This is a genomic window from Nocardia wallacei (assembly GCF_014466955.1).
Lineage (GTDB): Bacteria > Actinomycetota > Actinomycetes > Mycobacteriales > Mycobacteriaceae > Nocardia > Nocardia wallacei.
On record NZ_AP023396.1, the window covers coordinates 7,766,848 to 7,787,945 of the forward strand.

General features: G+C 70.2%; 21 protein-coding genes. 15 read left to right on the top strand and 6 right to left on the bottom strand.

Going from position 1 to position 21,098, the window contains the following annotated elements:
* Positions 1-134: 134 nt before the first annotated feature.
* The 3 genes from NWFMUON74_RS34895 to NWFMUON74_RS34905 are packed head-to-tail and all read right to left on the bottom strand — an operon-like array spanning position 135 to position 3,846.
* Complete coding sequence (locus NWFMUON74_RS34895) at positions 135-707, bottom strand: TetR/AcrR family transcriptional regulator (protein ID WP_187685929.1); 573 nt, start codon at positions 705-707, stop codon at positions 135-137.
* Between the two features lie 51 nt (positions 708-758).
* The gene (locus tag NWFMUON74_RS34900) at positions 759-1,754 is read right to left on the bottom strand and encodes an acrylyl-CoA reductase family protein (protein WP_187685930.1); all 996 of its coding nucleotides are present in this window, start codon (positions 1,752-1,754) and stop codon (positions 759-761) included.
* Between the two features lie 28 nt (positions 1,755-1,782).
* Positions 1,783-3,846, bottom strand: a complete 2,064-nt coding sequence (locus NWFMUON74_RS34905; RefSeq protein WP_187685931.1) for a hypothetical protein — start codon at positions 3,844-3,846, stop codon at positions 1,783-1,785.
* A gap of 186 nt (positions 3,847-4,032) precedes the next feature.
* Here NWFMUON74_RS34905 and NWFMUON74_RS34910 point away from each other — a divergent pair, with 186 nt between their 5' ends.
* Positions 4,033-4,350: a DUF4326 domain-containing protein gene (locus NWFMUON74_RS34910; protein ID WP_187685932.1), complete on the top strand. Its 318-nt coding sequence runs from the start codon at positions 4,033-4,035 to the stop codon at positions 4,348-4,350.
* Between the two features lie 85 nt (positions 4,351-4,435).
* On the opposite strand, the gene NWFMUON74_RS34915 is transcribed toward NWFMUON74_RS34910, so the two are convergent.
* Both NWFMUON74_RS34915 and NWFMUON74_RS34920 read right to left on the bottom strand, forming a co-directional pair.
* Positions 4,436-5,221, bottom strand: coding sequence for an enoyl-CoA hydratase/isomerase family protein (locus tag NWFMUON74_RS34915; protein ID WP_187685933.1), 786 nt, complete (start codon positions 5,219-5,221; stop codon positions 4,436-4,438).
* Positions 5,222-5,269: 48 nt separating this feature from the next.
* On the bottom strand, positions 5,270-6,340 hold the full coding sequence (locus tag NWFMUON74_RS34920) for a DNA polymerase IV (RefSeq protein WP_187685934.1): 1,071 nt from the start codon (positions 6,338-6,340) through the stop codon (positions 5,270-5,272).
* Positions 6,341-6,403: 63 nt separating this feature from the next.
* Here NWFMUON74_RS34920 and NWFMUON74_RS34925 point away from each other — a divergent pair, with 63 nt between their 5' ends.
* The 3 genes from NWFMUON74_RS34925 to NWFMUON74_RS34935 all read left to right on the top strand — a co-directional run bounded on the left by NWFMUON74_RS34925 (position 6,404) and on the right by NWFMUON74_RS34935 (position 8,851).
* The gene (locus NWFMUON74_RS34925) at positions 6,404-6,988 is read left to right on the top strand and encodes a TetR/AcrR family transcriptional regulator (RefSeq protein ID WP_187685935.1); all 585 of its coding nucleotides are present in this window, start codon (positions 6,404-6,406) and stop codon (positions 6,986-6,988) included.
* Positions 6,985-7,464: a PaaI family thioesterase gene (locus NWFMUON74_RS34930; RefSeq protein ID WP_187685936.1), complete on the top strand. Its 480-nt coding sequence runs from the start codon at positions 6,985-6,987 to the stop codon at positions 7,462-7,464. Before NWFMUON74_RS34925 ends, NWFMUON74_RS34930 begins: the two co-directional genes overlap by 4 nt.
* A 73-nt stretch (positions 7,465-7,537) precedes the next feature.
* A complete protein-coding gene (locus NWFMUON74_RS34935) occupies positions 7,538-8,851 on the top strand; it encodes a glycosyltransferase 87 family protein (RefSeq protein ID WP_232110754.1) in 1,314 nt (437 codons plus the stop codon).
* 58 nt (positions 8,852-8,909) lie between these two features.
* Here the strand turns inward: NWFMUON74_RS34935 and lon are convergent, their stop codons facing one another.
* Positions 8,910-11,192 (bottom strand): endopeptidase La, encoded by a 2,283-nt coding sequence (gene lon / locus NWFMUON74_RS34940; protein ID WP_232111270.1) that lies wholly within the window; start codon positions 11,190-11,192, stop codon positions 8,910-8,912.
* Positions 11,193-11,505: 313 nt separating this feature from the next.
* Between lon and NWFMUON74_RS34945 the strand changes: the two genes are divergently transcribed.
* The 11 genes from NWFMUON74_RS34945 to NWFMUON74_RS34995 all read left to right on the top strand — a co-directional run bounded on the left by NWFMUON74_RS34945 (position 11,506) and on the right by NWFMUON74_RS34995 (position 20,996).
* Entirely contained in the window at positions 11,506-12,006 is a 501-nt protein-coding gene (locus NWFMUON74_RS34945) for a pyridoxamine 5'-phosphate oxidase family protein (RefSeq protein WP_187685938.1), read from the top strand.
* A gap of 40 nt (positions 12,007-12,046) precedes the next feature.
* A complete protein-coding gene (locus tag NWFMUON74_RS34950) occupies positions 12,047-12,454 on the top strand; it encodes a YciI family protein (RefSeq protein ID WP_187685939.1) in 408 nt (135 codons plus the stop codon).
* Positions 12,451-13,596 (top strand): RNA polymerase sigma factor, encoded by a 1,146-nt coding sequence (locus NWFMUON74_RS34955; RefSeq protein WP_187685940.1) that lies wholly within the window; start codon positions 12,451-12,453, stop codon positions 13,594-13,596. The genes NWFMUON74_RS34950 and NWFMUON74_RS34955 overlap by 4 nt, the downstream gene beginning before the upstream one ends.
* Before the next feature lie 57 nt (positions 13,597-13,653).
* Positions 13,654-14,082 (top strand): VOC family protein, encoded by a 429-nt coding sequence (locus NWFMUON74_RS34960; protein WP_187685941.1) that lies wholly within the window; start codon positions 13,654-13,656, stop codon positions 14,080-14,082.
* Between the two features lie 78 nt (positions 14,083-14,160).
* On the top strand, positions 14,161-15,165 hold the full coding sequence (locus NWFMUON74_RS34965) for a zinc-binding dehydrogenase (RefSeq protein WP_187685942.1): 1,005 nt from the start codon (positions 14,161-14,163) through the stop codon (positions 15,163-15,165).
* Positions 15,166-15,316: 151 nt separating this feature from the next.
* Positions 15,317-16,672, top strand: coding sequence for a DUF445 domain-containing protein (locus NWFMUON74_RS34970; RefSeq protein WP_187685943.1), 1,356 nt, complete (start codon positions 15,317-15,319; stop codon positions 16,670-16,672).
* Between the two features lie 57 nt (positions 16,673-16,729).
* Positions 16,730-17,518 carry a TIGR03084 family metal-binding protein gene (locus NWFMUON74_RS34975; RefSeq protein WP_232110755.1) on the top strand — a complete coding sequence of 263 codons (789 nt, stop codon included), beginning with the start codon at positions 16,730-16,732 and terminating at the stop codon, positions 17,516-17,518.
* A gap of 675 nt (positions 17,519-18,193) precedes the next feature.
* Complete coding sequence (locus tag NWFMUON74_RS34980) at positions 18,194-18,619, top strand: hypothetical protein (protein WP_187685945.1); 426 nt, start codon at positions 18,194-18,196, stop codon at positions 18,617-18,619.
* 45 nt (positions 18,620-18,664) lie between these two features.
* Positions 18,665-19,846 (top strand): L-2-hydroxyglutarate oxidase, encoded by a 1,182-nt coding sequence (gene lhgO / locus NWFMUON74_RS34985; RefSeq protein ID WP_187685946.1) that lies wholly within the window; start codon positions 18,665-18,667, stop codon positions 19,844-19,846.
* An 81-nt stretch (positions 19,847-19,927) separates the two neighbouring features.
* Positions 19,928-20,419, top strand: coding sequence for an SRPBCC family protein (locus NWFMUON74_RS34990; protein WP_187685947.1), 492 nt, complete (start codon positions 19,928-19,930; stop codon positions 20,417-20,419).
* A gap of 10 nt (positions 20,420-20,429) precedes the next feature.
* Positions 20,430-20,996 (top strand): ribonuclease H family protein, encoded by a 567-nt coding sequence (locus NWFMUON74_RS34995; RefSeq protein ID WP_187685948.1) that lies wholly within the window; start codon positions 20,430-20,432, stop codon positions 20,994-20,996.
* Positions 20,997-21,098 lie beyond the last annotated feature (102 nt).

The following is a 21,098-nucleotide window of genomic DNA, read 5'->3' on the forward strand; positions in this document are numbered from 1 at the left end:
CGCCCGGCCTCCCTTCTTTTTGGATCGTTCAGTTCAAAACAAGGGCACGCGAAAGTACCCGGCTCGTATCGGATTTCGGCCCGCCGGACCTACCGCGGCATCACCTACAGCGCAGCATCACAGACAACACGGCATCACAGACAACTCAGTGCGACGTTCGCGATGGCCTCCAGCGTCTCCCGGTCCGCACCACCCCGCGCCGACACCCGCATGCCCCCGATCGTCGCGACCACGAAATGCGCGAGATGGGTTGCGCTCCGGGCATTGTCGATCTCGCCGGCGCGCTGCCCGGCCTCGATCATGGCGGTGAGGGCGGCCATCCGCCGCTCCAGGTCGGCACGCAGCAGCTCGGTCACCTCCGGATCGCGCCGGCCGAGTTCGACGGTCGCGTTCACCACCAGGCAGCCCAGCGGGTCGTCCGCCGGGGCGTCGACGATTCGCCACAGCAGCGATCGCACCTTGTCCTTCGCCGTCCCCGATCGCTCGAGCAGCGCGAAGGTGTCGGAGTTCTTGCTCGCCATGTACCGCCGCAGTGCCCGCTGGTACAGATCGTGCTTGCTGGCGAAGGTGTTGTAGATGCTGCTGCGGCCCAGCCCCGTCGCGGCGCACAGGTCCTGCGTGGAGGTGCCTTCGTAGCCGGCCTCCCAGAACGCGCGCATCGCCGCGTCCACCGCGCGCTCCTCGTCGAATTGCCTGGGTCGTGCCATACGAGGAGCGTAGCAGATTTTGGATAGATCAGTACAAAAAATTTCGGGCGGTCAGAACTCCCCGGCGACGCCGAGCACCGTGCGACCCGAATGCCGCCCGGCGCGGATCGAATCGAGGACCTCGGCGGCCCGGGTCACCGGCGCGTAGTTCTCGTAGTCCGAAAGGTGTTGCGGCTTCAGGTCTTTACCCAGGCGGGTCCACAGCTCGCGACGCTTGTCGATCGGGAACTGCACCGAATCGATGCCCAGCAGCGCGACGCCGCGCAGGATGAAGGGCATGACGGTGGTGGGCAGTCCGGTACCGCCGGTCAGGCCGCTCACCGCCGCGGCGCCGCCGTAGCGGATGGTGCTCAGCACGTGCGCGAGGGATTTGCCGCCGACGCTGTCGACCGCGCCCGCCCACTGCGCCTTCGCCAGCGGGCGCGGCTTCGCGTCCGGATCCTCCGGCAGCCGCCCGATCACCGATTTCGCGCCGAGAGCGGCCAGCCGCTCGCCCGCGTCGGTCTTGCCGGTCGAGGCCACGACCTCGAAGCCGAGTCCGGCCAGGATGTCCACGGCCACGGTGCCGACGCCGCCGGTCGCGCCGGTGACCAGCACTGGACCGGCGGCGGGGGTCAGGCCGCGGTCGAGCAGGGCCTGCACGCTCAGTGCGGCGGTGAAGCCCGCGGTGCCCAGGGCGGCGGCCTCGCGGGTGGTCAGCCCGTCCAGCTTCACCACCCATTCGGCGGGGACGCGGGCGTATTCGGCGAAGCCGCCGTTGTGCGCGACGCCGATGTCGTAGCCGTGCGCGATCACGAGATCGCCGGGCGCGAAGGCCGGATCTTCGGAGTCGATCACCTCGCCGGTCAGGTCGATGCCGGGGACGATCGGGTAGCTGCGCACCACGCCGCCACCCGGGGTGACGGCCAGCCCGTCCTTGAAGTTGGCACTGGAGAAGTGCACCTTGATCGTCACCACGCCGGGCCCGAGGGAGTCGTCGCCGACCTCCTCGCGCACCAGGTCCACGCCGCCGTCGGTCTCGTGTGCCACCATCGCCCAGAACTGCATGGGTCCGAGGATAGAGGGCCGGCGCGGCTCAGCGGTCGTAGGACGCGACGCCGACCGGTCCGGAACCGACGCACAGGTCGAGTCCCGGTGTGCGCGAGGCGATTCGGAGCGCGGACCCGCTGCCGACCAGCCGGACGAACACCGTGTGCAGGCCCGCCCGGATCGGCACGGAGACGACGCGGCCGTGCTCCATGCCCACGACGACGCGGCCGTCCCGATTCGCGAAATAGTTCAGCTGGGCGGTCCAGCCGTTGTCGAGCATCGGGCCGTCGAGGGCCAGTTCCACCGATGCCTCGCCGTCGATGCGATAGCCGCAGCCGGGCTCCGGACCTGGCCGGATGCCACGGTTCCACCACACCTGCGCCGGGACGATCTCGCCGCTGTCGGTGATCATCCGCAACTGCGGCGTCGAGTCGGCGAACGCGTCCGGCGCGACGGGCGACAGCACCCGGCTCGCCAGGTTCTGCGGATACGCCAGCGGAGTCAGCACCGCCCACGGCACCTCCTGGTCCAGCAACGCCGGACCACCCGCGTCGAGCCCCGCCCGCACAGTGGTGAGATACGTCCGCGCCGGGCTGACCGACCACGAGCGAGCAAAGGTCCCCGTAGACCACAAACTGCTCGCCACGAACACCAGGGCCAGCGCCACCACCCCCACCCGGTCACGCTGCCCCGCCCAACGACCACCCGCCGACTCGCCGGAACCGACACGCCGCCCCGCCCAACGACCACCCGCCGACTTGCCGGAACCGACACGCCGCCGCACCCAGCGGCCACCCGCCGACTCGCCGGAACCGACACGCCGCCGCACCCAGCGGCCGCCCGCCGACTTGCCGGAACCGACACGCTGCCTCGCCCAGCGGCCACCTGCCGAATTGGCGGAAGCGTGAACCGAGCCCGCGCTCTGGGGGCGAGGGTGGGCGCGCAGTAGCAGGGCGCCGGCGGCGGACAGGACGACCGCGACGTCGGCGAGGTAGCGCAGCGACTGCATGAGTTCGGCGGCGGTGTTCGGGCCGCCGCGGATCAGGGCGATCGGGAGTTGGGCGGCGATCACATACGCGGCCAACAGGATCCAGACGGGTGTCACTCGTGCGCGGGTCCGGACCGAGACCAGCACCGCACCGCCGAGGGCGATCCACGAGAGTGCGACGGCCCAGCCCGGCGGCACGGCCCACGGCGTGGACGGCAGCCACCGCGCCCACGACCACGGTCCGCCCAGCAGGGTCGGCACGATGCCCAAGGAGGTGGCGCTGTGCAGGAGATCGCGCAGGTTCGCCGGGTCGCTGCGGACGGCGGAGGTGTCGAGAACCGCGAAATACACGCCGGCCCAGCAGATCAGCACCACCGCCGAGCCTGCCCACAGCGAGGCGGCGCGGCGGGCCACCGCCCGCACCGCGCCCGGCAAGTGGTCGATATGGCCGATCAGCGCGGCCACCGCGAACGCGACGAATGGGATCACCACGCATTTCTCGAAGAACAGCAGCCCGGCGGCGAATACGGCGACCCCCGTGAGCGCGTACCGCCGCCGGCCGGTGCGGACCAGCAGCACCGCGTCACCGATCACCCAGGCCAGCGCCGCCTGCAGCGGCAGGGCGTTCAGGGCGGCCGCCCACCAGGCGAACGACGGCAGCGTCAGTGGGCAGAAGAGATAGAAGACCAAGGGCAGCAGGGTGATCCAGCGGGCATCGCGCCAACGGGGTGGGTCCGCCCGCCGGGTGTCGAGCACGATCAGCATCCGCAGCACCGCGACCGACGCCACCAGCTGCAGTGCCAGCAGGGAGACCACCGGGCCGGCCCAGTTCAGCGGCGCCACCGCCGTGACGACCCAGGCGAGGACGAAGGCCAGCGGCATGAAATGCCCATCGTGGCTGTGCAGCAACAGGTTTGCGGACAGCAGGGGCTCCGTCCCCGCGCGGCCCACCAGGATGAGGTCGTCCCAGTAGAAGAAGCCGCTGCCCGCCACCCAGCCGCGCACGCCCAGCTGCGCCAGGATCAGCGCGGCCGCCACCGCGATCGGCGGCACACGCCGGATGGCCCCCGTCCCGCGCCGGACAGACCCGTACTCCGGTGCCGCGGCCGGAGTGACGCTCATGGCCACCCACGGTAGTGCGTCTCGATCCCAGGCACAGACGGGGCGGCGACCCCGGAACCACTTGATGTGTCGACATGTAACAGTTACCGTGACCGTTCTAGGCCGGGACAACAGCGGACAGCCGAACCCACGCGACGGATCCCCGCGCCGGGTCGGCCGCCGCGCGGACCTCTGGACAGGTGAGCGATGCCGAAACGGGTGCAGTTGACACATGATCAGAGCTGGAACGCCGACGACCGCACGGTGATCGTCGCCGAACCGAGCCGCTGGGCGAACCCCTTCCGCGCGGGTGCGCACCCGGGCGCGACGCGCGCAGCGGTCACCGACCAGTTCCGCGACTGGCTGATCTACAGCGATGACGCCAAGGCCGCGGCCACCCGCGCCGCCCTGCCCGAACTACGCGGCATGGACCTCGCCTGCTGGTGCGCCCCCGGCTCCCCCTGCCACGGCGACGTCCTCCTCGCCCTCGCCAACGACGAGAACGAAGACCGCGCCGCAGGCTGAGGCCGAGCACGAATCGCGCTGCCGCTCAGGGTGCGAGCGCAGGTCATCGTCGCCGGCTGCGGCCGCGGGTGTGGGGCGCGGTGGGTCAGTTGAAGGTGGGGGTGCGCTTGGTGAGGAAGGCGTCGATGCCCTCTTGCCCGTCGGGGGAGTCGGCGCAGGCGGAGATGAAGGCCGACTCTCGGGCGAGTTGTTCCTCCAGGGTGTGGCTGGAGCTGACCAGCAGGAGTTTCTTCACACTCGCGTTGGCGTGTTTGGGGCCTGCGGCGAAGCGCTCGGCCAATTCGGCTGTCGCCGTGGCCAGTTCGGCGTCGGGGACGACGCGGTGCACCAGGCCCCAGTCCAACGCCTCACCGGCGGACAGGGCGCGGTTGGTGAGCATCAGGTCCTGGGTGCGGCGCAGGCCGATCAGGCGCGGCAGGTAGTAGGAGGCGCCGCCGTCGGGACTGAGCCCGGCGCGGGTATAGGCCATGGTGAACGAGGCCGACTCGCCCGCGAGCACCAGGTCGCCGATGACGGCCAGGCTGAAACCGGCGCCGGCCGCGACGCCGTTCACGGCGGTGATCAGCAGCGCGTCCATGCGCGCGAACGACGAGATCGCCGCGTGCAGATCATCGGCCAGCCCCTTGACGTACGCCCCGGCGCCACCGTCGTGGGCGGCCATCGCCTTCAGATCGCCGCCGGCGGAGAAGAACTTGCCCGCGCCGGTCAGCGTGACCACCGCGAGCGCGGGGTCGTCGGCACACAGGCTCGCCAGCTGCGCCAGCTCCCTACCGAGCACATGGTCGATGCCGTTGGCCGAGTTCGGCCTGTTCAGGGTGATCCGGGCGATGCTGCCGCTCTGTTCGAACCGCAGGGTCTGGTACTCGGTCATGCACTGCCTTCCGTCAAGTGTCCTGCTGACTGATCTTGCCGCACGAATTCACCGCGGGACCAGTTCGAGGCGGACCCCGAGCAACCGGACCGGGCGATCGAGTTCGAAGCGGTCCAGCACCTGCAGTGCGGCCCGCACGATTTCGTCGACATCGGTGGTGGGCGCGGGCAGCTTGCGCTGTTTGGTGCGGGTGTAGAAGGTGTTGCTGCGCACCGTGACCCCGACGCGCCGGGTGACGCGCCCCGCGGCGGCCATCTCCGCCGCGACCTCGGCGGCGAGCCGCCCGACCTGGGCGCCGATCTCGGCGCGATCGGTGAGATCCCGCGGGAAGGTCTCCGACCTGCTGCGGCCCATCGGGATTCGCGGCTCGGTCACCACCTCGGTGTCACCGGCGCCGTGGCCGAGCAGCCACAGATACGGCCCGGTGGACGGCCCGAACTCGGCGGCCAGCACCGCGCGATCGGCGGCCGCCAGTTGCGCCACCGTCTCGATGCCCGAGTCGGCCAGCCGCTTCGCGATGCGGGCGCCGATGCCCCAGAGCGCGCTGGTCGGGCGATGCGCCATCAGCTCGGTCCAGTTGTCGGCGGTGAGCCGGAAGACCCCCGTGGGCGATCCGGCGGATACGCCTTCCCCCGGATCGCCCTTGCCGACCGACTTGGCGAAGCCGGTGGCGAGCTTGGCCCGAAGCTTGTTGTCGCCGATGCCGATCGAGCAGGTCAGGTCCAGTGTCGCCACCGCGGCGCGAATATCGGCGGCCAGCCGCTCCGGATCGTCGACGTCGGCGGCGAGGAACGCCTCGTCCCAGCCGAGCACCTCGACGCGCCCGGGGAAGGTCCGCAGCAGCGCCATGACCTCCTCCGACGCCTCCTCGTAGGTGGCCATGTCCAATGGCAGGAACACGCCCTCGGGGCATTTGCGCGCCGCCGCACGCAGCGCCATCCCGGCCCGCACCCCGAATGCCCGCGCGGGATAGGACGCGCAGGTCACCACCTTGCGCGGTTCCTCGGGATCGCCGTTGCCACCCACGATGACCGGCCGCCCGCGCAGCTCCGGGTGGCGGCGGAATTCCACCGCGGCCTGGAACTGGTCGAGGTCCACGTGCAGCAGCCATCGCGGCATGAAAACAGTCTGCCCGGTCCGGAGCTATTGCCCAATCCGTGGATACCGAACTAAATTCTGGTTGTGAAGATTCGAGATCGGTTGCTGTTGGCGGCCGAGCGGCAGTTCGCCGAGAACGGCGCGCTCGACGCCACGCTCACGCAGATCCGCGACGCGGCCGGCGCCAGCGTGGGGGCGCTGTACCACCACTTCCCGGACAAGTCGGAGCTGTATCGGCAGGTGTGGGCGCACGCCCTGGCCGACTACCAGCGCCACTTCTGGGAGGCGGTCGGCGACAGCGCCGACGCCCGCGCCGGGATCACCGCCGGAGTGGTCGAGCATCTGCGCTGGGTCACGGAGAACCAGTACCGCGCCAAGGTGCTGACCTCGGCCCGGCCGCCGGGCGTGCGCGACAGCGACAGCAATCGCGAGTTCCTGCGCAATGTGGCCCGCTGGTGGCGCACCCACGCCAACTACGGCGTGGTGCGCGCACTCGAATTCGACCTGCTCTACGCGCTGTGGCTGGGCCCGGCGCAGGAGTACTCCCGGCACTGGCTGGGTGGCGAGATCCGCACGGCCCCCGCCGAAGTCGCGCCCGAGCTGGCCCGCGCGGCCTGGCAGGCGCTGCGCGCACCCCGACCCGACGACGAATCCGGAGCCGACCGATGACGACCGCCCTCGATATCGACACCGCCCGCGCGGTGCTCGCCGCCCAGCCGTTCAGCCGCCTGGTCGGCGCCGAGATCGCCGCCTACGACGAGAACGGGATCACGCTGGTGATTCCGCTGCGCCCGGAACACGGCCAGCAGTTCGGTTACGTGCACGGCGGGGTGCTCGCCTACGCCGCCGACAACGCGCTGACCTACGCCGCCGCGCTCGTCCTCGGCCCCAACGTGCTCACCGGCGGCTTCACCATCACCTATCTGCGCCCGGCGAGCGGTGTCCGGTTGCGCGCCGAGGCGCAGTGCACCGGCGCCACCCGGCGACAGGCGGTGTGCCGGTGCGAGATCTTCGCCGAGACCGAGGACGGCGCGTCGGTGCTGGTCGCCGTCGCCCAGGGCACCACGCGCACGGTGGAACGAGAACTGTCCGGCGGCACCGGTGGCGGACACCACGATTCGGCCCACAGCAACCGGGGCATGTAGACATCCGACCGAGTAGCTAGGTTGGGAACTCGGCAACGCACATGCAACAGGTCGGGGAACGAAGTGATAGCAGGTGAGTGAAGGAAAAATCGAATACGGTCCACGGCCGGCCGAGCTGACACACCTGCGCATCACCCTGTTCACGCTCGCGGCCACCGCGGTGCTGGCGGTCGTGCTGGTGTTCACGATGGTCGACCCGTGGCTGGACAAGGCGGGCATCCTCGACGGCGGGCTCGACGCTCACATCTATCGCGACGGCGCCTGGAAGATCCTGCACGGACATCCGCTCTACACGGAGTCCACGTTCTTCGGCCTGCTCTACACCTACACGCCGTTCTCCACGCTGGCGTTCATCCCCATCGCCCTGTTTCCGTGGGGCTGGGTCACCAACACGTGGATGGCGATCAATCTCGCGGTGCTGTTCGCCTGCATCGTGCTGAGCTGGCGGATGCTCGGTTACCGGACCGACCGGCGGCTCGCGGCGGTCAGCGCGCTGTTCGCGCTCACCCTGGTGTTCATCGAACCGGTGCGGACCACGCTGTACTACGGGCAGATCAACCTCATGCTGATGGCGCTGGTGCTGTGGGACTTCTCGCGCGGCGACCGCAGCCGGTTGCGCGGGATCGGCGTCGGGGTGGCGGCCGGGATCAAGCTGGTACCGCTGTATTTCGTGGTGCAGTTCGTGGCGATGCGGCAGTGGCGTTCGGCCCTCACCGCGGCGGGCACGTTCCTGGGCACCATCGTGCTGTCGGGACTGGTGCTGCCCGGTGACTCGAAGCAGTACTGGACCTCGACCTTCTTCCAGTCCAATCGGATCGGCGAGGACGCGCATCCGGCGAATCAGTCCATCCGAGGCGCCATCGCGCATCTGCTCGGTACGCATTGGGCGCCACTGTGGCTGTGGATCCTGGTGGCGGGCGGTGTCGCGGTGCTGAGCCTGGCGGTCACGGCGGCCCTGCACCGGCACGGTGAGCGGCTGCTCGCGGTCACCGTGGCGGGGATGACGGCCTGCGCGATCTCGCCGTTCGCGTGGGGACACCACTGGGTGTGGTTCGTACCGCTGCTGGTCTATCTGGCACATCGGGCGCAGACGCGGCCGGCGTGGTGGATCGCCGCGGTGGCCCTGGTGCTCTCGATCGGGGCGTGGACCTATGAGTGGAGTCCCACCTGGGTGAGTGTCGGGGTGTTCCTGCTGCCGCCGTGGTGGACGGTCGCGCCGCTGTTGATGAACGCCTACGTCCTCATCTACGCCGTGGTGCTGGCCGGGTCGGCAGTGCTGCTGTGGCGGCGGCAGCGCGAGAAGCACCGCGCCGCAACACCTTCCGTCGCTACCGAGGTCGCGGCGCCCGAGGTGGTGAGCGTCCCGCAGGGGACGGATGTCGCTTAGCTGACCAACCGCGAAGGGGCCGTGCACCTTTCGTGCACGGCCCCTTTCGGCGCCCGGATCAGGCGGAGGCGGCCAGGGGCCGATCGTAGGCCGGTTCGGCGACCGGCTCGATGGCGTAGGCCAGGATCTCCGCCACGTCGGCGACGGGCCGGACATCCAGGGCCGCCAGCACTTCCGCCGGGACCTCGTCCAGATCCGGCTCGTTGCGGGCCGGGATGAACACGGTCTTCAGCCCGGCGCGCTGGGCGGCCAGCAGCTTCTGCTTCACGCCGCCGATCGGCAGCACCCGGCCGTTCAGCGTGACCTCGCCGGTCATGCCGACATCACCGCGCACCTGCCGGTCCAGCGCCAGCGAGACCAGGGCCGTGACCATGGTGACGCCCGCCGACGGACCGTCCTTGGGCACCGCGCCCGCGGGGAAGTGGATGTGGATGTTGCGGTCCAGCATCTTCGGCTCGATGCCGATCTCCTCCAGGTGCGAGCGCACGTAGGTCAGCGCGATCTGGGCGGACTCCTTCATGACGTCGCCCAGCTGGCCGGTCAGGGTGAGCGAGCGCTCGCCCTCGGCGGCATTGGCCTCGATGTAGAGGACGTCGCCGCCCGCTCCGGTCACCGCCAGCCCCGTCGCCACGCCGGGAACCGCGGTGCGCTCCACCGAGTCCGGAGTGAACCGGGGACGGCCCAGGTAGTCCTTCAGGTCGCCGAGGCCGACGGTCAGCGGCTCGGCGACAGCTCCCTCGGACAGCCGAGTCGCGGCCTTGCGCAAGGCTTTCGCGATCAAGCGCTCCAGCTGGCGCACGCCCGCTTCACGGGTGTAGTTCGCGGCGATCTCGCGCAGGGCCTCCTCGGTGATGGTCACCTCGTCGGCGGTCAGCGCGTTGCGTTCCAGCTGCCGGGGCACCAGGAAGTCGCGGGCGATGGCCACCTTGTCGTCCTCGGTGTAGCCGTCGACGGTGATCAGCTCCATGCGGTCCAGCAGCGGGCCCGGGATCGTCTCCATGACGTTCGCGGTCGCGATGAACAGCACGTCGGACAGGTCGAGATCCAGATCCAGGTAGTGGTCGCGGAAGGTGTGGTTCTGCGCCGGGTCCAGCACCTCCAGCAGCGCGGCCGCCGGGTCGCCCCGGAAGTCGGCGCCGACCTTGTCGATCTCGTCCAGCAGGACAACGGGATTCATCGAACCCGCCTCCTTGACCGCCCGCACGATGCGGCCGGGCAGCGCGCCGACATAGGTGCGCCGGTGCCCGCGGATCTCCGCCTCGTCGCGCACACCGCCCAGAGCGACGCGCACGAACTTGCGGCCCAGCGCCCGCGCCACGCTCTCACCGAGCGAGGTCTTGCCGACACCGGGCGGCCCGGCCAGCACCAGCACCGCGCCGGAGCCGCGACCGCCGACGACCTCCAGGCCGCGCGCGGCCCGCCGGGCCCGCACCGCCAGGTATTCGACCATGCGGTCCTTCACCTCGTCCAGGCCGTGGTGATCGGCGTCGAGCACCGCGCGGGCGGCCGAGATGTCGGTCGAATCCTCGGTTTTCACCGTCCACGGCAGTTCCAGGACGGTGTCGAGCCAGGTGCGGATCCAGCCCGCCTCCGGGCTCTGGTCGCTGCCGCGCTCGAGCCGGTCGACCTCGCGCAGCGCGGCCTCGCGGACCTTGTCGGGCAGGTCGGCGTTCTCGACCCGGGTGCGGTAGTCCTCGGCGCCGTCGGGCTCGTTCTCGCCCAGCTCCTTGCGAATCGCGTTGAGCTGCTGGCGCAGCAGGAACTCGCGCTGGGACTTCTCCATCCCCTCGCGCACATCCTCGCTGATCTTCTCGGTGACCTCGACCTCGGCGATGTGGTCCTTGGTCCAGCCGATCAGCAGGGTCAGGCGGGCGGCGACGTCGGGCGTGCCGAGCAGTTCGCGCTTCTGCTCGTCGGTGAGGTAGGGCGCGTAGCCGGCGGTGTCGGCCAGCGCGGACGGGTCGGTCAGCCGGTTCACCGCGTCGATGACCTGCCACGCCTCGCGGCGCTGCAGCACGGACACGACCAGCTTCTTGTATTCGGCCGCGAGCTCTTTCGTGCGGCCGTCGGGTGCGGGGGTCTCGACCGGTTCGGCCTCGACCCACAGCGCGGCGCCCGGTCCGGTCACGCCGTGACCGATCTTCGCGCGCTGCTCGGCCTTCAGCACGGCGGCGGGTGCGCCACCGCGCATCCGGCCGACCTGCTCGATGGTCGCGACCACGCCGTAGGCGGCGTAGCCCTCGGACAGCCGCGGTGCGAGCAGCACCGCCTCCAGGTTCGCGGCCCGGGCCGCGTCGATGGCGGCCTGCGCCGACTCGTCCAGCTCGATCGGCACGACCATGCCCGGCAGCACGACCGGATCGGTCAGGAACAGCACCGGCAGGCGTTGTGGGGTAGTCACAGTTTCGGCCCCTTCCAAAGCACGCCTTGGAGCGCTTCTTCTCCAAGGTTGAGCGTCATCTACTCAACCCCGGTGGCCCTCGCCTTGTTCCGACCTGCTGTTCGCCCCGGGCGAACGACCCTCCGAAAAAATTTCCGAAATTTTTCGCGGGGGATGTCGAGAAGGCCCGGGCGGCTCCGTCCCAGGGGTACGAGCGAGCCGAACGAGCTCGACGACACCGAACCCCGGCAACACCGAACAAGGAGCGACCGTCATGCAGCAGAACGAGATCACCGCGATCCTGAACCACCCGACCAGCCAGGAACTGCTGGCCCGCGATCTGCTCCGGATGGCCTACGTGGCCAAGGACGGCACGCCCCGCAATATTCCGATCGCCTTCGTGTGGAACGGCTCCCAGATCGTGGTCTGCACCACGAAGAACGCCCCGAAGCTGCCCTCGCTGCGGCACAATCCTCAGGTCGCGCTGACCATCGACACCGAGGTGCATCCGCCCAAGATCCTGCTCATCCGCGGCCGCGTGGACGAGCTGGACGTGGTGGACGGCATCCCGGCCGAATACCTGCAGATGAACGGCAGCTACGAGATGACGCCCGAGCAGCGGGTCGAATGGGAGGCCGAGGTCCGCTCGCTCTACGACGGCATGGTCCGGGTCGTGATCACCCCGACCTGGGTCAAGCTCATCGACTTCGACACCACGCTGCCCAGCGCGGTCGAGGAACTGGTCCGGCAGCGAGCCGAGCGCCAGCACGCCTGACACCGGCGAGAATCACCCGTAGCGAACCGAGGAGAACATCATGGCCAAGTACCTGCTGCTCAAGCACTACCGGGGCGCCCCGGCGCCGGTCAACGACGTGCCGATGGACCGTTGGACGCCCGAGGAGGTCACCGCGCACATGCGGTACATGCGGGATTTCATCGAGCGGCTCGAGGCCACCGGCGAGTTCGTCGACAGTCAGGCGCTGTCCCCGCAGGGCGTCTTCGTCCGCTCGGACGGCGAGGGGCGCGCGCCGATCACCGACGGCCCGTTCGCGGAGACCAAGGACCTGATCGCCGGATGGGTGATCATCGACGTCGAGACCTACGAGCGGGCACTGGAACTGGCCGGGGAGCTGTCCGCGGCGCCGGGCGCGGGCGGTGAGCCGATCCGGGAGTGGCTCGAGATCCGGCCGTTCTTCACCGAATTGCCCACGGTCACCGAATGAACGAGGCATTGCTGCGGGAACTGGTGCCCGCGGTGATCGGCGTCCTCGTCCGCCGCGGCGCCGATTTCGCCGCGGCCGAGGACGCCGTGCAGGAGGCGCTGATCCGGGCATTGGAGACGTGGCCGGACGATCCGCCGCGAGATGCCAAGGGGTGGCTCGTCGCGGTGGCGTGGCGCAAGTTCCTCGATGCCACGCGGGCCGAAACCGCCCGGCGCGGAAGGGAACTCGCCGTGGAGGTCGAGCCCCCGGCGGGGCCGGTGCCCGCCACCGACGACACACTGTGGCTGTATTTCCTGTGCGCGCACCCCGCCCTGCCGCCGGGTTCGGCCGTCGCGTTGACCTTGCGCGCGGTCGGCGGCCTCACGACCCGGCAGATCGCCACGGCCTATCTCGTCCCGGAAGCGACCATGGCGCAACGGATCAGCCGGGCCAAGCGGCGCCTCGCGGGCCTGCCGCTGGACCGGCCCGGTGACCTCGCGACGGTGCTGCGCGTGCTCTACCTGGTCTTCAACGAGGGCTACGGCGGGGACGTCGACCTGGCGGCCGAGGCCATCCGCCTGACCCGCCAGCTCGCGGCCACGACCGACGAGCCCGAGGTGTCGGGGCTGCTCGCGCTGATGCTGCTGCATCACGCCCGCCGGGCGTCTCGCACCGGAGCCGACGGTCGCCTGGTGCCGCTCGCCGAACAGGACCGAAACCGGTGGGACACCGCGACAATCGCCGAGGGCGTGGCGATTCTGCAGGCCGCGCTGGCCCGCGACCGGCTGGGCGAGTATCAGGCCCAGGCCGCGATCGCCGCCCTGCACGCCGACGCGCCCAGCACCGCCGAGACGGACTGGATCCAGATCGTGGAGTGGTACGACGAACTGCTCCGGCTGACCGACAGCCCGGTGGTACGGCTGAACCGCGCGGTGGCGGTCGGCGAGGCCGACGGCCCCCGCGCCGGACTGGCCGCCCTCGCCGAACTCGACCCGGACCTGCCGCGCCACACCGCGGCCCGCGCCTACCTCCACGAACGCGCCGGCGACCTGGAACAGGCCGCCGCCCTCTACGTCGCGGCCGCCCGGGCCGCCACCACCCTCGCCGAACACGCCCACCTCACCCGTGCGGCAGCCCGCGTCCACCAACAACTCCGACCCTGAGCCCGGCTGTCCGTTTCGTTCAAGACCGGGGTGGGGCGGGTCTGGTCGACTGGGCGCATGACTCCTCGTATCAATGCCGTCACGCTCGGGGTGAGCGATCTCGAGCGGGCGCTGGCGTTCTATCGCGACGGGCTGGGGCTGGCCATGCCCGGGATCATCGGGACGGAATTCGAGCGGGGTGCGGACGCGCCGGGTGGGGCGGTGGCGATGTGCACCCTCGACAACGGGATGCTGCTGTCGCTGTACGCGCGGACCGATCTCGCTCTGGACGCCGAGATCGAGGTGGAGCGGGTGGCCGGGTCGCCGATCAGCCTGGGGTGGTTCGTCGAGCATCGGGAAGACGTGGATCGCGTGCTGGAACAGGCGGAGCGGGTCGGGGGCACCGTCGTGCGGGCGGGGGCGCAACGGCCGTGGGGGATCTACGCCGGATATTTCGCCGACCCGGACGAGCACCTGTGGGAGGTCGTGTACTTCCTGCCGGGGTGAGGTGTTGAATCGGGTGCGGACGGAATGTCCGGCGCCGCACACGGGTACGGCGACCGACGACCTCGCGAGGAGCCGACGATGCTGGCAGCACGCCTTCACCTGGGACCGGAACGCCGACTGGGGCTCGACGAGGTACCGGTGCCGGATCCCGGGCCCGATCATGTGCTGATCAAGGTCGAGGCGGCGGGCGTGTGCCTGTCCGATGTGCACCTCATCGACGGAACGCTGACACCGCTGTTCCTCAACGGCGACGCCGTCACCCTGGGCCACGAGGTGGCGGGCACCGTACACATCCTCGGGCCGGGCGTGACCGGGCCGAAGGTCGGCGACCGGGTGCTGCTGCAGGCGGGCGAGCAGCGCAACGGCGCGGTCTACACGCGCGGTGTCGACTACGACGGCGGCTGGGCCGAATACGCGCTGGCGCGCGTCGACACGCTGGTGCCGATCCCCGACGACCTGCCCTTCGAGCAGGCCTGTTTCATCCCCGACGCGGTGTCCACGCCGTGGGCGGCGATCACCACCACCGCCGAGGTCCGGGCCGCCGAACCGGTCGGCGTCTGGGGCGTGGGCGGACTCGGCGCGCACGCGATCCAGTTGCTGCGCCTGGTCGGCGCGGCCCCGATCATCGCGGTCGATCCGCTGCCGGCCGCGCGGCAGCGGGCGCTGGAATTCGGGGCCGACCTGGCCTTCGATCCCGCCGAGCCGGATCTGCGCACCCGTATCTACGCCGCCACCCACGGCACCGGCCTGGCCGCCGCGTTCGACTTCGCGGGCGTCGCGGCGGTGCGCGAGCAGGCGGTGGTGTGCCTGGGCCCCGGCGGCCGGCTGGTGCTGGTCGGGCTGACCGACAAGCCGATCACCGTCACCGGCGGCACCGCGTTCAGCTTCTTCCAGCAGCAGTTGCGCGGGCACTACGGGTCCGCGCCGGAGCACGTCGACCAGCTCGTCCGGTTGCAGAGCCTGCACCGCATCGACTTCGCCCGCTCGGTCAGCGCCGTGGTGCCGCTGGCGGATGCCGCGAAGGCCGTGGAAGCCCTGGAAGCCAAGCAGGGCAACCCGATCCGTATCGTGCTGAAGCCCTAGCGACCGCGCACGAGCCCTAGCGACCGCGCACGAGCCCTAGCGACCGCGCACGAGCCCTAGCGACCGCGCACGCCCCCTTCGGCGACTGCCTGTCCGGTTTCGGGATAGGCTCGTCGGAACATCTCCGCACGGCTCTAGGGGGACCCAGACGATGACGACACTCGCAAGTGGAGTGTTCATCGACTGGGAGCAGTTGACCGGTCAGTCGAAGTTCGTCGTCGATCTGGTGACGTTCCCGGTCTTCAGCGCGATCGCCGGTTGGCTCACCAACTGGACCGGCGTGCTGATGCTGTTCTGGCCGGTCTTCTTCCGCGGCATCCGGATTCCGGGTCTGCAGCTGCTGTATCCGTACTTCCCGCGGCGGGTGCAGGTGCTGCCGACGTTCTCCGGCGACGGGAAACGGCTGGGCTTCCAGGGCTTCATTCCGGCCCGCGCGGAGAAGATGGCCAGCATCTGCGTCGATATGGCGATCATGCGGATCGGCAGTCCGCGCGACTTCATCCACGAACTCGATCTGGAGGGCATCGCCGACTACATCGCCGAGGTGGCCCGCAAGCAGGTGCAGCCGATCGTGGACGAGGTGATGTACCGGGAGAATCCGGAACTGTGGCGCGCGGTGCCGCGCTCGGCCCGGCAGATCCTCTACCAGCGGGTGGAGCGGGAGCTGCCGGCGCTGACCCGGCGCGGTTTCGATCGGCTGGGCGACAATGTCGATCAGCTCATCGACATCAAGAGCTTCGTGATCCGCTACCTGCAGACCAATCCGTTCATCCTCAAGGACCTGACCACCACGATCGCGGCGCCCGAACTGCGCTTCATGGTGCGCATCGGGCTGCTGGGCGCGCCGTTCGGCCTGTTGCTGGCGTTGTATCTGCAGGTGCACCACGACATTCCGGTGCTCGGCTGGCTCCCGGCGTGGCTGGTCATCCTGGCGGCGGCCGCGGCGATCGGCGTGGTCGTCAATGTCTTCGCGATCAAGATGGTGTTCGAGCCGGGCGATCCGCAGCCGCGCTACCGATATCTGTGGAAGCAGGCGCTGCTGGCCAAGCGGCAGCCGCAGGCCGCGGCCGACCTCGCCCACATCCTGGCCTATCAGGTGCTGACGCTGCCCAATCTGGCGAACGAACTGCTCGACGGGCCCAACGGCGACAAGACTCGTCAGCTCATCGAGCATCTGATCGCCGACGAGATCTACCGCCAGCTCGGCCCGACCACGTCGGTGGTGCGGGCGGCGTTCGGCCGCCGCCAGTTCGACAATCTGAAGGTCGGTGCGGCCGGTGCGGCGGTCGGCCTGGCGCCGAGCCTGGTGGAGGACGAGGCGTTCGCGCTCGAGCAGGCCGAGAAGATCGACGAGTTCGCCGCCCGCAAGCTGCAGGAACTCACGCCGGGGGAATTCATGGGGATGTTCTACGCGTCGGTGGAGCAGGATGCCTGGCTGCTGTATCTGCACGGCGCGCTGCTCGGTCTGGCGGTCGGCGGCGTGCACCTGGTGCTGTTCGGCTGGTGAGGCAATAACAAGCACGCGCGCTTGCATTTTTCGAGCCGCGTTGCGATGCTGAGTCGCGTGAACCTCGAGGCCCTGCTCGCCGATTTCGACGCCGAGTGCGCGGACCTCGACGCCTTGGTCGCGCCGCTGCCGCAGGCGCGGTGGGCCGACCCGACGCCCGCGCCCGGCTGGACCATCGCCCACCAGATCGCACATCTGACCTGGACCGACGAGGTCGCGACGATCTCGGCGACCGATGCCGACGCCTTCGCCGAGCTGGTCCGCGCCGCCGAGCCGAAGGCCCTCACCTTCGTCGACGAGGCCGCCGAGGAGGCCGCCGCGACACCGCCGCCGGCCCTGCTCGAGCGCTGGCGGCACGGCCGGGTCGCGCTCACCGCCGCGCTGCGGGCCGTGCCGGCCGGAACCAAACTGCCCTGGTTCGGACCGCCGATGAGCACGGCGTCGATGATCAGCGCCAGGCTCATGGAGACCTGGGCGCACGGTCAGGACGTGGCCGACGCGCTGGGTGTGCGCCGCACCGCGACCGCGCGGCTGCGCAATATCGCCCATATCGGCGTGCGCACCAGGAACTTCGCCTATCTCGTGCACGGGCGGAGCGCGCCCACCGGGGAATTCCGCGTCGATCTGGCCGGACCGGACGGGGAGATGTGGAGCTGGGGCCCGGCCGACGCCGCGCAGCGGGTTTCCGGGACCGCGCTGGACTTCTGCCTGCTGGTGACGCAACGCCGCCACCGCGACGATCTGACGCTGACGACGGTCGGGGCCGAGGCCGCCAAATGGCTGACCATCGCGCAGGCATTCGCGGGGCCCGCCGGAACCGGCCGTGCCGCAGGGCAATTCGCGTAAGACGGTCGCGGAGCGGTTGCGGCACGCTGGGAGCTGACGGGCGCCGGCTTTGGGTGCGCCGTGCCTGTGCCGACCGGACGCCATTGGCCGGAGGTAAAGAGTTGGCAGTCGAAGCAGGCGCTCCGCCAGCTAGATGACTGTTTACCCAGGCGTTCTCGACCGGAAACACTTGCCACACAAAGTAGTCGGATTTCTGCCGATATCGGGTTTTTGCCCTTCCTTGGCGGAGATTGCCGAGTCGACCGGCGGGAATGCCGTCTCGGCGGACGCAGGTGCGGCGATCGCGTTGTGATCTTGACCGCACCCGCCCGATGAGGTAGCGCGCGGCGCAGTAGCCTGGACACGCGTACGACTTTCAACGGTGTGGGTCGACGCCCGTAGTGGGGAACCAGGGGAACGGAAAGGACGCACCGTGATGTCGCAACACCCAGCGACGCAACGTCGCAGGCAACCGGCCCAGATCTTCCAGCACACCGCCATCGTCTTCGCCGGCATGGCCTCCATCGGATTGACCGTGGCCGCCGGAACCTACATCGTCAACCAGATCGCCGAGTCCACCCGGCCGCCCGCCGTGCCCGCCCGGAGCCCGCGGCCACGCCGCCCGCCGCAACACCGGAATCCGCTCCGGCCCGCGAATTCCCGCGTGGCACAGCCGTTTCCGGCCTCGTCGGACTGGTGGCCGAGAGCCGACCGCTCCCGGCGCCGCCGATCGCCCAGGCGCCCGCGCCGGAGGCGGATCGGGTGCTCGCGCGTACCGTGGCGCCCGCCGTGCCCGCGCAGGCGCCGGCGCGACGGCCCGGGATGGGCGGGCAGTTGCCGCTGCCCGGCGACACCTACGTCGGCGCGAATGTCGCCACCGGCCAACCGGATTCGGTCTCGATGACAGTGGACACGAATGTATTCACGGTCTTCGCCGACCGCCTCGGCAAACGCCCGGAGGGTGCCACGAACGAAATCACCCGGCTGCGTACCGATCTCGACACCAAGAGCGGTGAAGTGACGTTCGCCGTGTCGGATCCGCGGCTGGGCCAGCACGACCTGCGGTGGCAGCGGCACGCCCGTCCGGCCACCGTGCCGGAGAGTCCCGCGGAGACCGCCTGACGCACGCGCCGCCGCCCCGGCCCGGTCCTGTGTGAGACTGCTGGCGTGTACGACTACTGCGTGATCGGCGGCGGCATCGTCGGGGTGGCGACCGCGCACCGGATTCTCGAGCGGCGGCCGGGCGCGAGCCTGCTGCTGGTGGAGAAGGCCGCGGCGCTCGCCGCGCACCAGACCGGGCACAACAGCGGGGTGATCCATTCCGGGATCTATTACCAGCCGGACAGTCTCAAGGCGCGCTACTGCCGCCGGGGCGCCCGATGGACCAAGGAATTCGCCGCGGCGCACGGCATTTCGCACCGGGTGTGTGGAAAGTTGCTGGTGGCCACCGACGCCGCCGAACACGAGCGCATGCTGGCGCTGTACGAGCGGTCGGTCGCCAACGGCGTCGAAGTGGAACGGATCGACGCGGCCGAACTGGTCCGGCGGGAGCCGCACGTCACCGGGGTCGGCGCGCTGTTCGTACCCGGCACCGGCATCGTCGATTTCACCCGCGTGACCGAGGTGCTGGCCGAGCAGGTGCGCGCCGCGGGCGGCGAGATCGTGCTCGGCGCCGAGATCACCGCGATCGATGAGAACACCGACGCGGTAACGGTTTCCGGCCCGTCCGGCACCTGGCGGGCCCGGCGGCTGGTGGTGTGCGCGGGGCTACAGGCCGACCGCATGGCGCGACTGGCCGGACTGCGGATCGGCCTGCGGATCGTGCCGTTCCGCGGCGAGTACTACCAGCTGCCGCCGGAACGCTCGGACCTGGTACGCACGCTCGTCTATCCGATTCCGGACCCGGAGCTGCCGTTCCTCGGGGTGCACCTGAGCCCGACCGTCGACGGCGCGCTGACCGTGGGCCCGAACGCGGTGCTGGGGCTGGCCCGCGAGGGCTATCGCAAGGGCAGCGTCGATCTGCGGGATGTCCGAGAAGTGCTGGGCTACCGCGGTTTTCATCGCGTCGCGGCCGCCAATGTGCGCACCGGGCTGCGAGAACTGCGCAATTCGCTGTTCCGGCGCGGCTATCTGGCCCAGTGCCGCAAGTACTGCCCGGAACTGACGATCGCCGATCTGCTGCCGCGCGAAGCGGGCATTCGCGCCCAGGCGGTGCTGCCGGACGGCACACTGGCACACGACTTCCTGATCGAGCGCACCCCGCGCTCGGTACACGTGCTCAACGCGCCGTCGCCGGCGGCCACGTCGGCGCTGCCCATCGCCGATCACATCGCCGACCGATTGGACTGATTCCGCCCCGTTTGCCGATAACGCTCAATAAAGAGGAGTTCTGTAGTACTTTTGTCGCAGCCGTGGAACAGGGAGCAGCCTATGGGCCACATCAGGTACGCGAGCGATGTCGGTGCGCCGGTGGAGGTCGCGTTCACGTACACGGACAACCATGTGTGCGTGCCGGACTGGATGTTCGGTGTCGCGGCCTTCGAGCCGGTCGGCGAGACCGGCCACGGGCCCGGGGCGCTGTTCACCGCCACCGTCCGCCTGGGTGTGTGGCGTTCCGCGGTCGAGTGTGTGATCACCGAGTATCGCCACAACGCGGTCATCGGATACACGCTGCGCAGGCGCCGGCCGGGGAAGGTGGCGCCTGCGCTGGGCACCCTGACGCTGCGTTTCGATCCGCTCGGCTACGGACGCTCCGTACTGACCTCGGAGGCCGACTACCGTCCGGCCCGCGGCGTGCCCGGCCGCCTGGGCGCGCGGCTGATCGATGCCACGGTCCGTACGGCGGTGCGGCGCAGCGAATCGCAATTACGCAGGGAGATAGAGCAATTCCACGATACCGATCTTGTCGGTCGGATTGCGTAGGGTACCGGTCATGATCATCGTGAGCACGGACGGATCCTGCCTGCGCAATCCGGGCGGCGCCATCGGCTGGGCCTGGGTCGATCATCAGGGCACCACGGCCAGCGGCGGCGCGGCCAGTGGTACCAACCAGGTGGCCGAGCTACGTGCGGTACTGGAGGCGATAGTCGCGCACCCCGGCCCCGAGCCGCTGCTCATCGAGAGCGATTCGCTGTACGCGATCAAATGCGCGTCCGAATGGATCTCGGGCTGGCGGCTCAACGGCTGGCGCACCTCCACCGGTGGCGCGGTCAAGAATGTCGAGCTGGTGCGGCACATCGACCACCACATCGCTTCCCGGCCGGGCCCGGTGCGGTTTCGCTGGGTCCGCGGGCACGTCGGCAACTACTTCAACGAGCAGGCCGACAAGCTCGCGGGCGAGGCGGCGCGAGCGGCCGCGGCGACGCCGGACGCGGCCGAGTCCGGCATCTCCGACCTGCCCCCGCTGGTGCCTGCCGGGGCGGTCGCGGCGCCACCCGCTCCGGAACCGGTAGCCGAGCCGAAGCCGTCGGTCCCGGCGGAGTCGCTCACGCTGTTCTGATCCGGTCGCGGGAGCGGCGGCTCGGCCACGGCTGTCGCCACGATTCGCGTCGGCGAATAGCGAAGGGCCCCACCGAAACTCCCGGTGGGGCCCTTGCGATGA

Coding starts and splice junctions, on each gene's coding strand:
- NWFMUON74_RS34930 (WP_187685936.1), top strand. CDS start 6,985: ATGACGACCGCCCTCGATATCGACACCGCCCGCGCGGTGCTCGCCGCC.
- NWFMUON74_RS34965 (WP_187685942.1), top strand. CDS start 14,161: ATGCTGGCAGCACGCCTTCACCTGGGACCGGAACGCCGACTGGGGCTC.
- NWFMUON74_RS34990 (WP_187685947.1), top strand. CDS start 19,928: ATGGGCCACATCAGGTACGCGAGCGATGTCGGTGCGCCGGTGGAGGTC.
- NWFMUON74_RS34995 (WP_187685948.1), top strand. CDS start 20,430: ATGATCATCGTGAGCACGGACGGATCCTGCCTGCGCAATCCGGGCGGC.
- NWFMUON74_RS34900 (WP_187685930.1), bottom strand. CDS start 1,754: ATGCAGTTCTGGGCGATGGTGGCACACGAGACCGACGGCGGCGTGGAC.
- NWFMUON74_RS34910 (WP_187685932.1), top strand. CDS start 4,033: ATGCCGAAACGGGTGCAGTTGACACATGATCAGAGCTGGAACGCCGAC.
- NWFMUON74_RS34915 (WP_187685933.1), bottom strand. CDS start 5,221: ATGACCGAGTACCAGACCCTGCGGTTCGAACAGAGCGGCAGCATCGCC.
- NWFMUON74_RS34960 (WP_187685941.1), top strand. CDS start 13,654: ATGACTCCTCGTATCAATGCCGTCACGCTCGGGGTGAGCGATCTCGAG.
- NWFMUON74_RS34955 (WP_187685940.1), top strand. CDS start 12,451: ATGAACGAGGCATTGCTGCGGGAACTGGTGCCCGCGGTGATCGGCGTC.
- NWFMUON74_RS34920 (WP_187685934.1), bottom strand. CDS start 6,340: ATGCCGCGATGGCTGCTGCACGTGGACCTCGACCAGTTCCAGGCCGCG.
- NWFMUON74_RS34945 (WP_187685938.1), top strand. CDS start 11,506: ATGCAGCAGAACGAGATCACCGCGATCCTGAACCACCCGACCAGCCAG.
- lon (WP_232111270.1), bottom strand. CDS start 11,192: ATGGTCGTGCCGATCGAGCTGGACGAGTCGGCGCAGGCCGCCATCGAC.
- NWFMUON74_RS34970 (WP_187685943.1), top strand. CDS start 15,317: ATGACGACACTCGCAAGTGGAGTGTTCATCGACTGGGAGCAGTTGACC.
- NWFMUON74_RS34950 (WP_187685939.1), top strand. CDS start 12,047: ATGGCCAAGTACCTGCTGCTCAAGCACTACCGGGGCGCCCCGGCGCCG.
- NWFMUON74_RS34895 (WP_187685929.1), bottom strand. CDS start 707: ATGGCACGACCCAGGCAATTCGACGAGGAGCGCGCGGTGGACGCGGCG.
- NWFMUON74_RS34905 (WP_187685931.1), bottom strand. CDS start 3,846: ATGAGCGTCACTCCGGCCGCGGCACCGGAGTACGGGTCTGTCCGGCGC.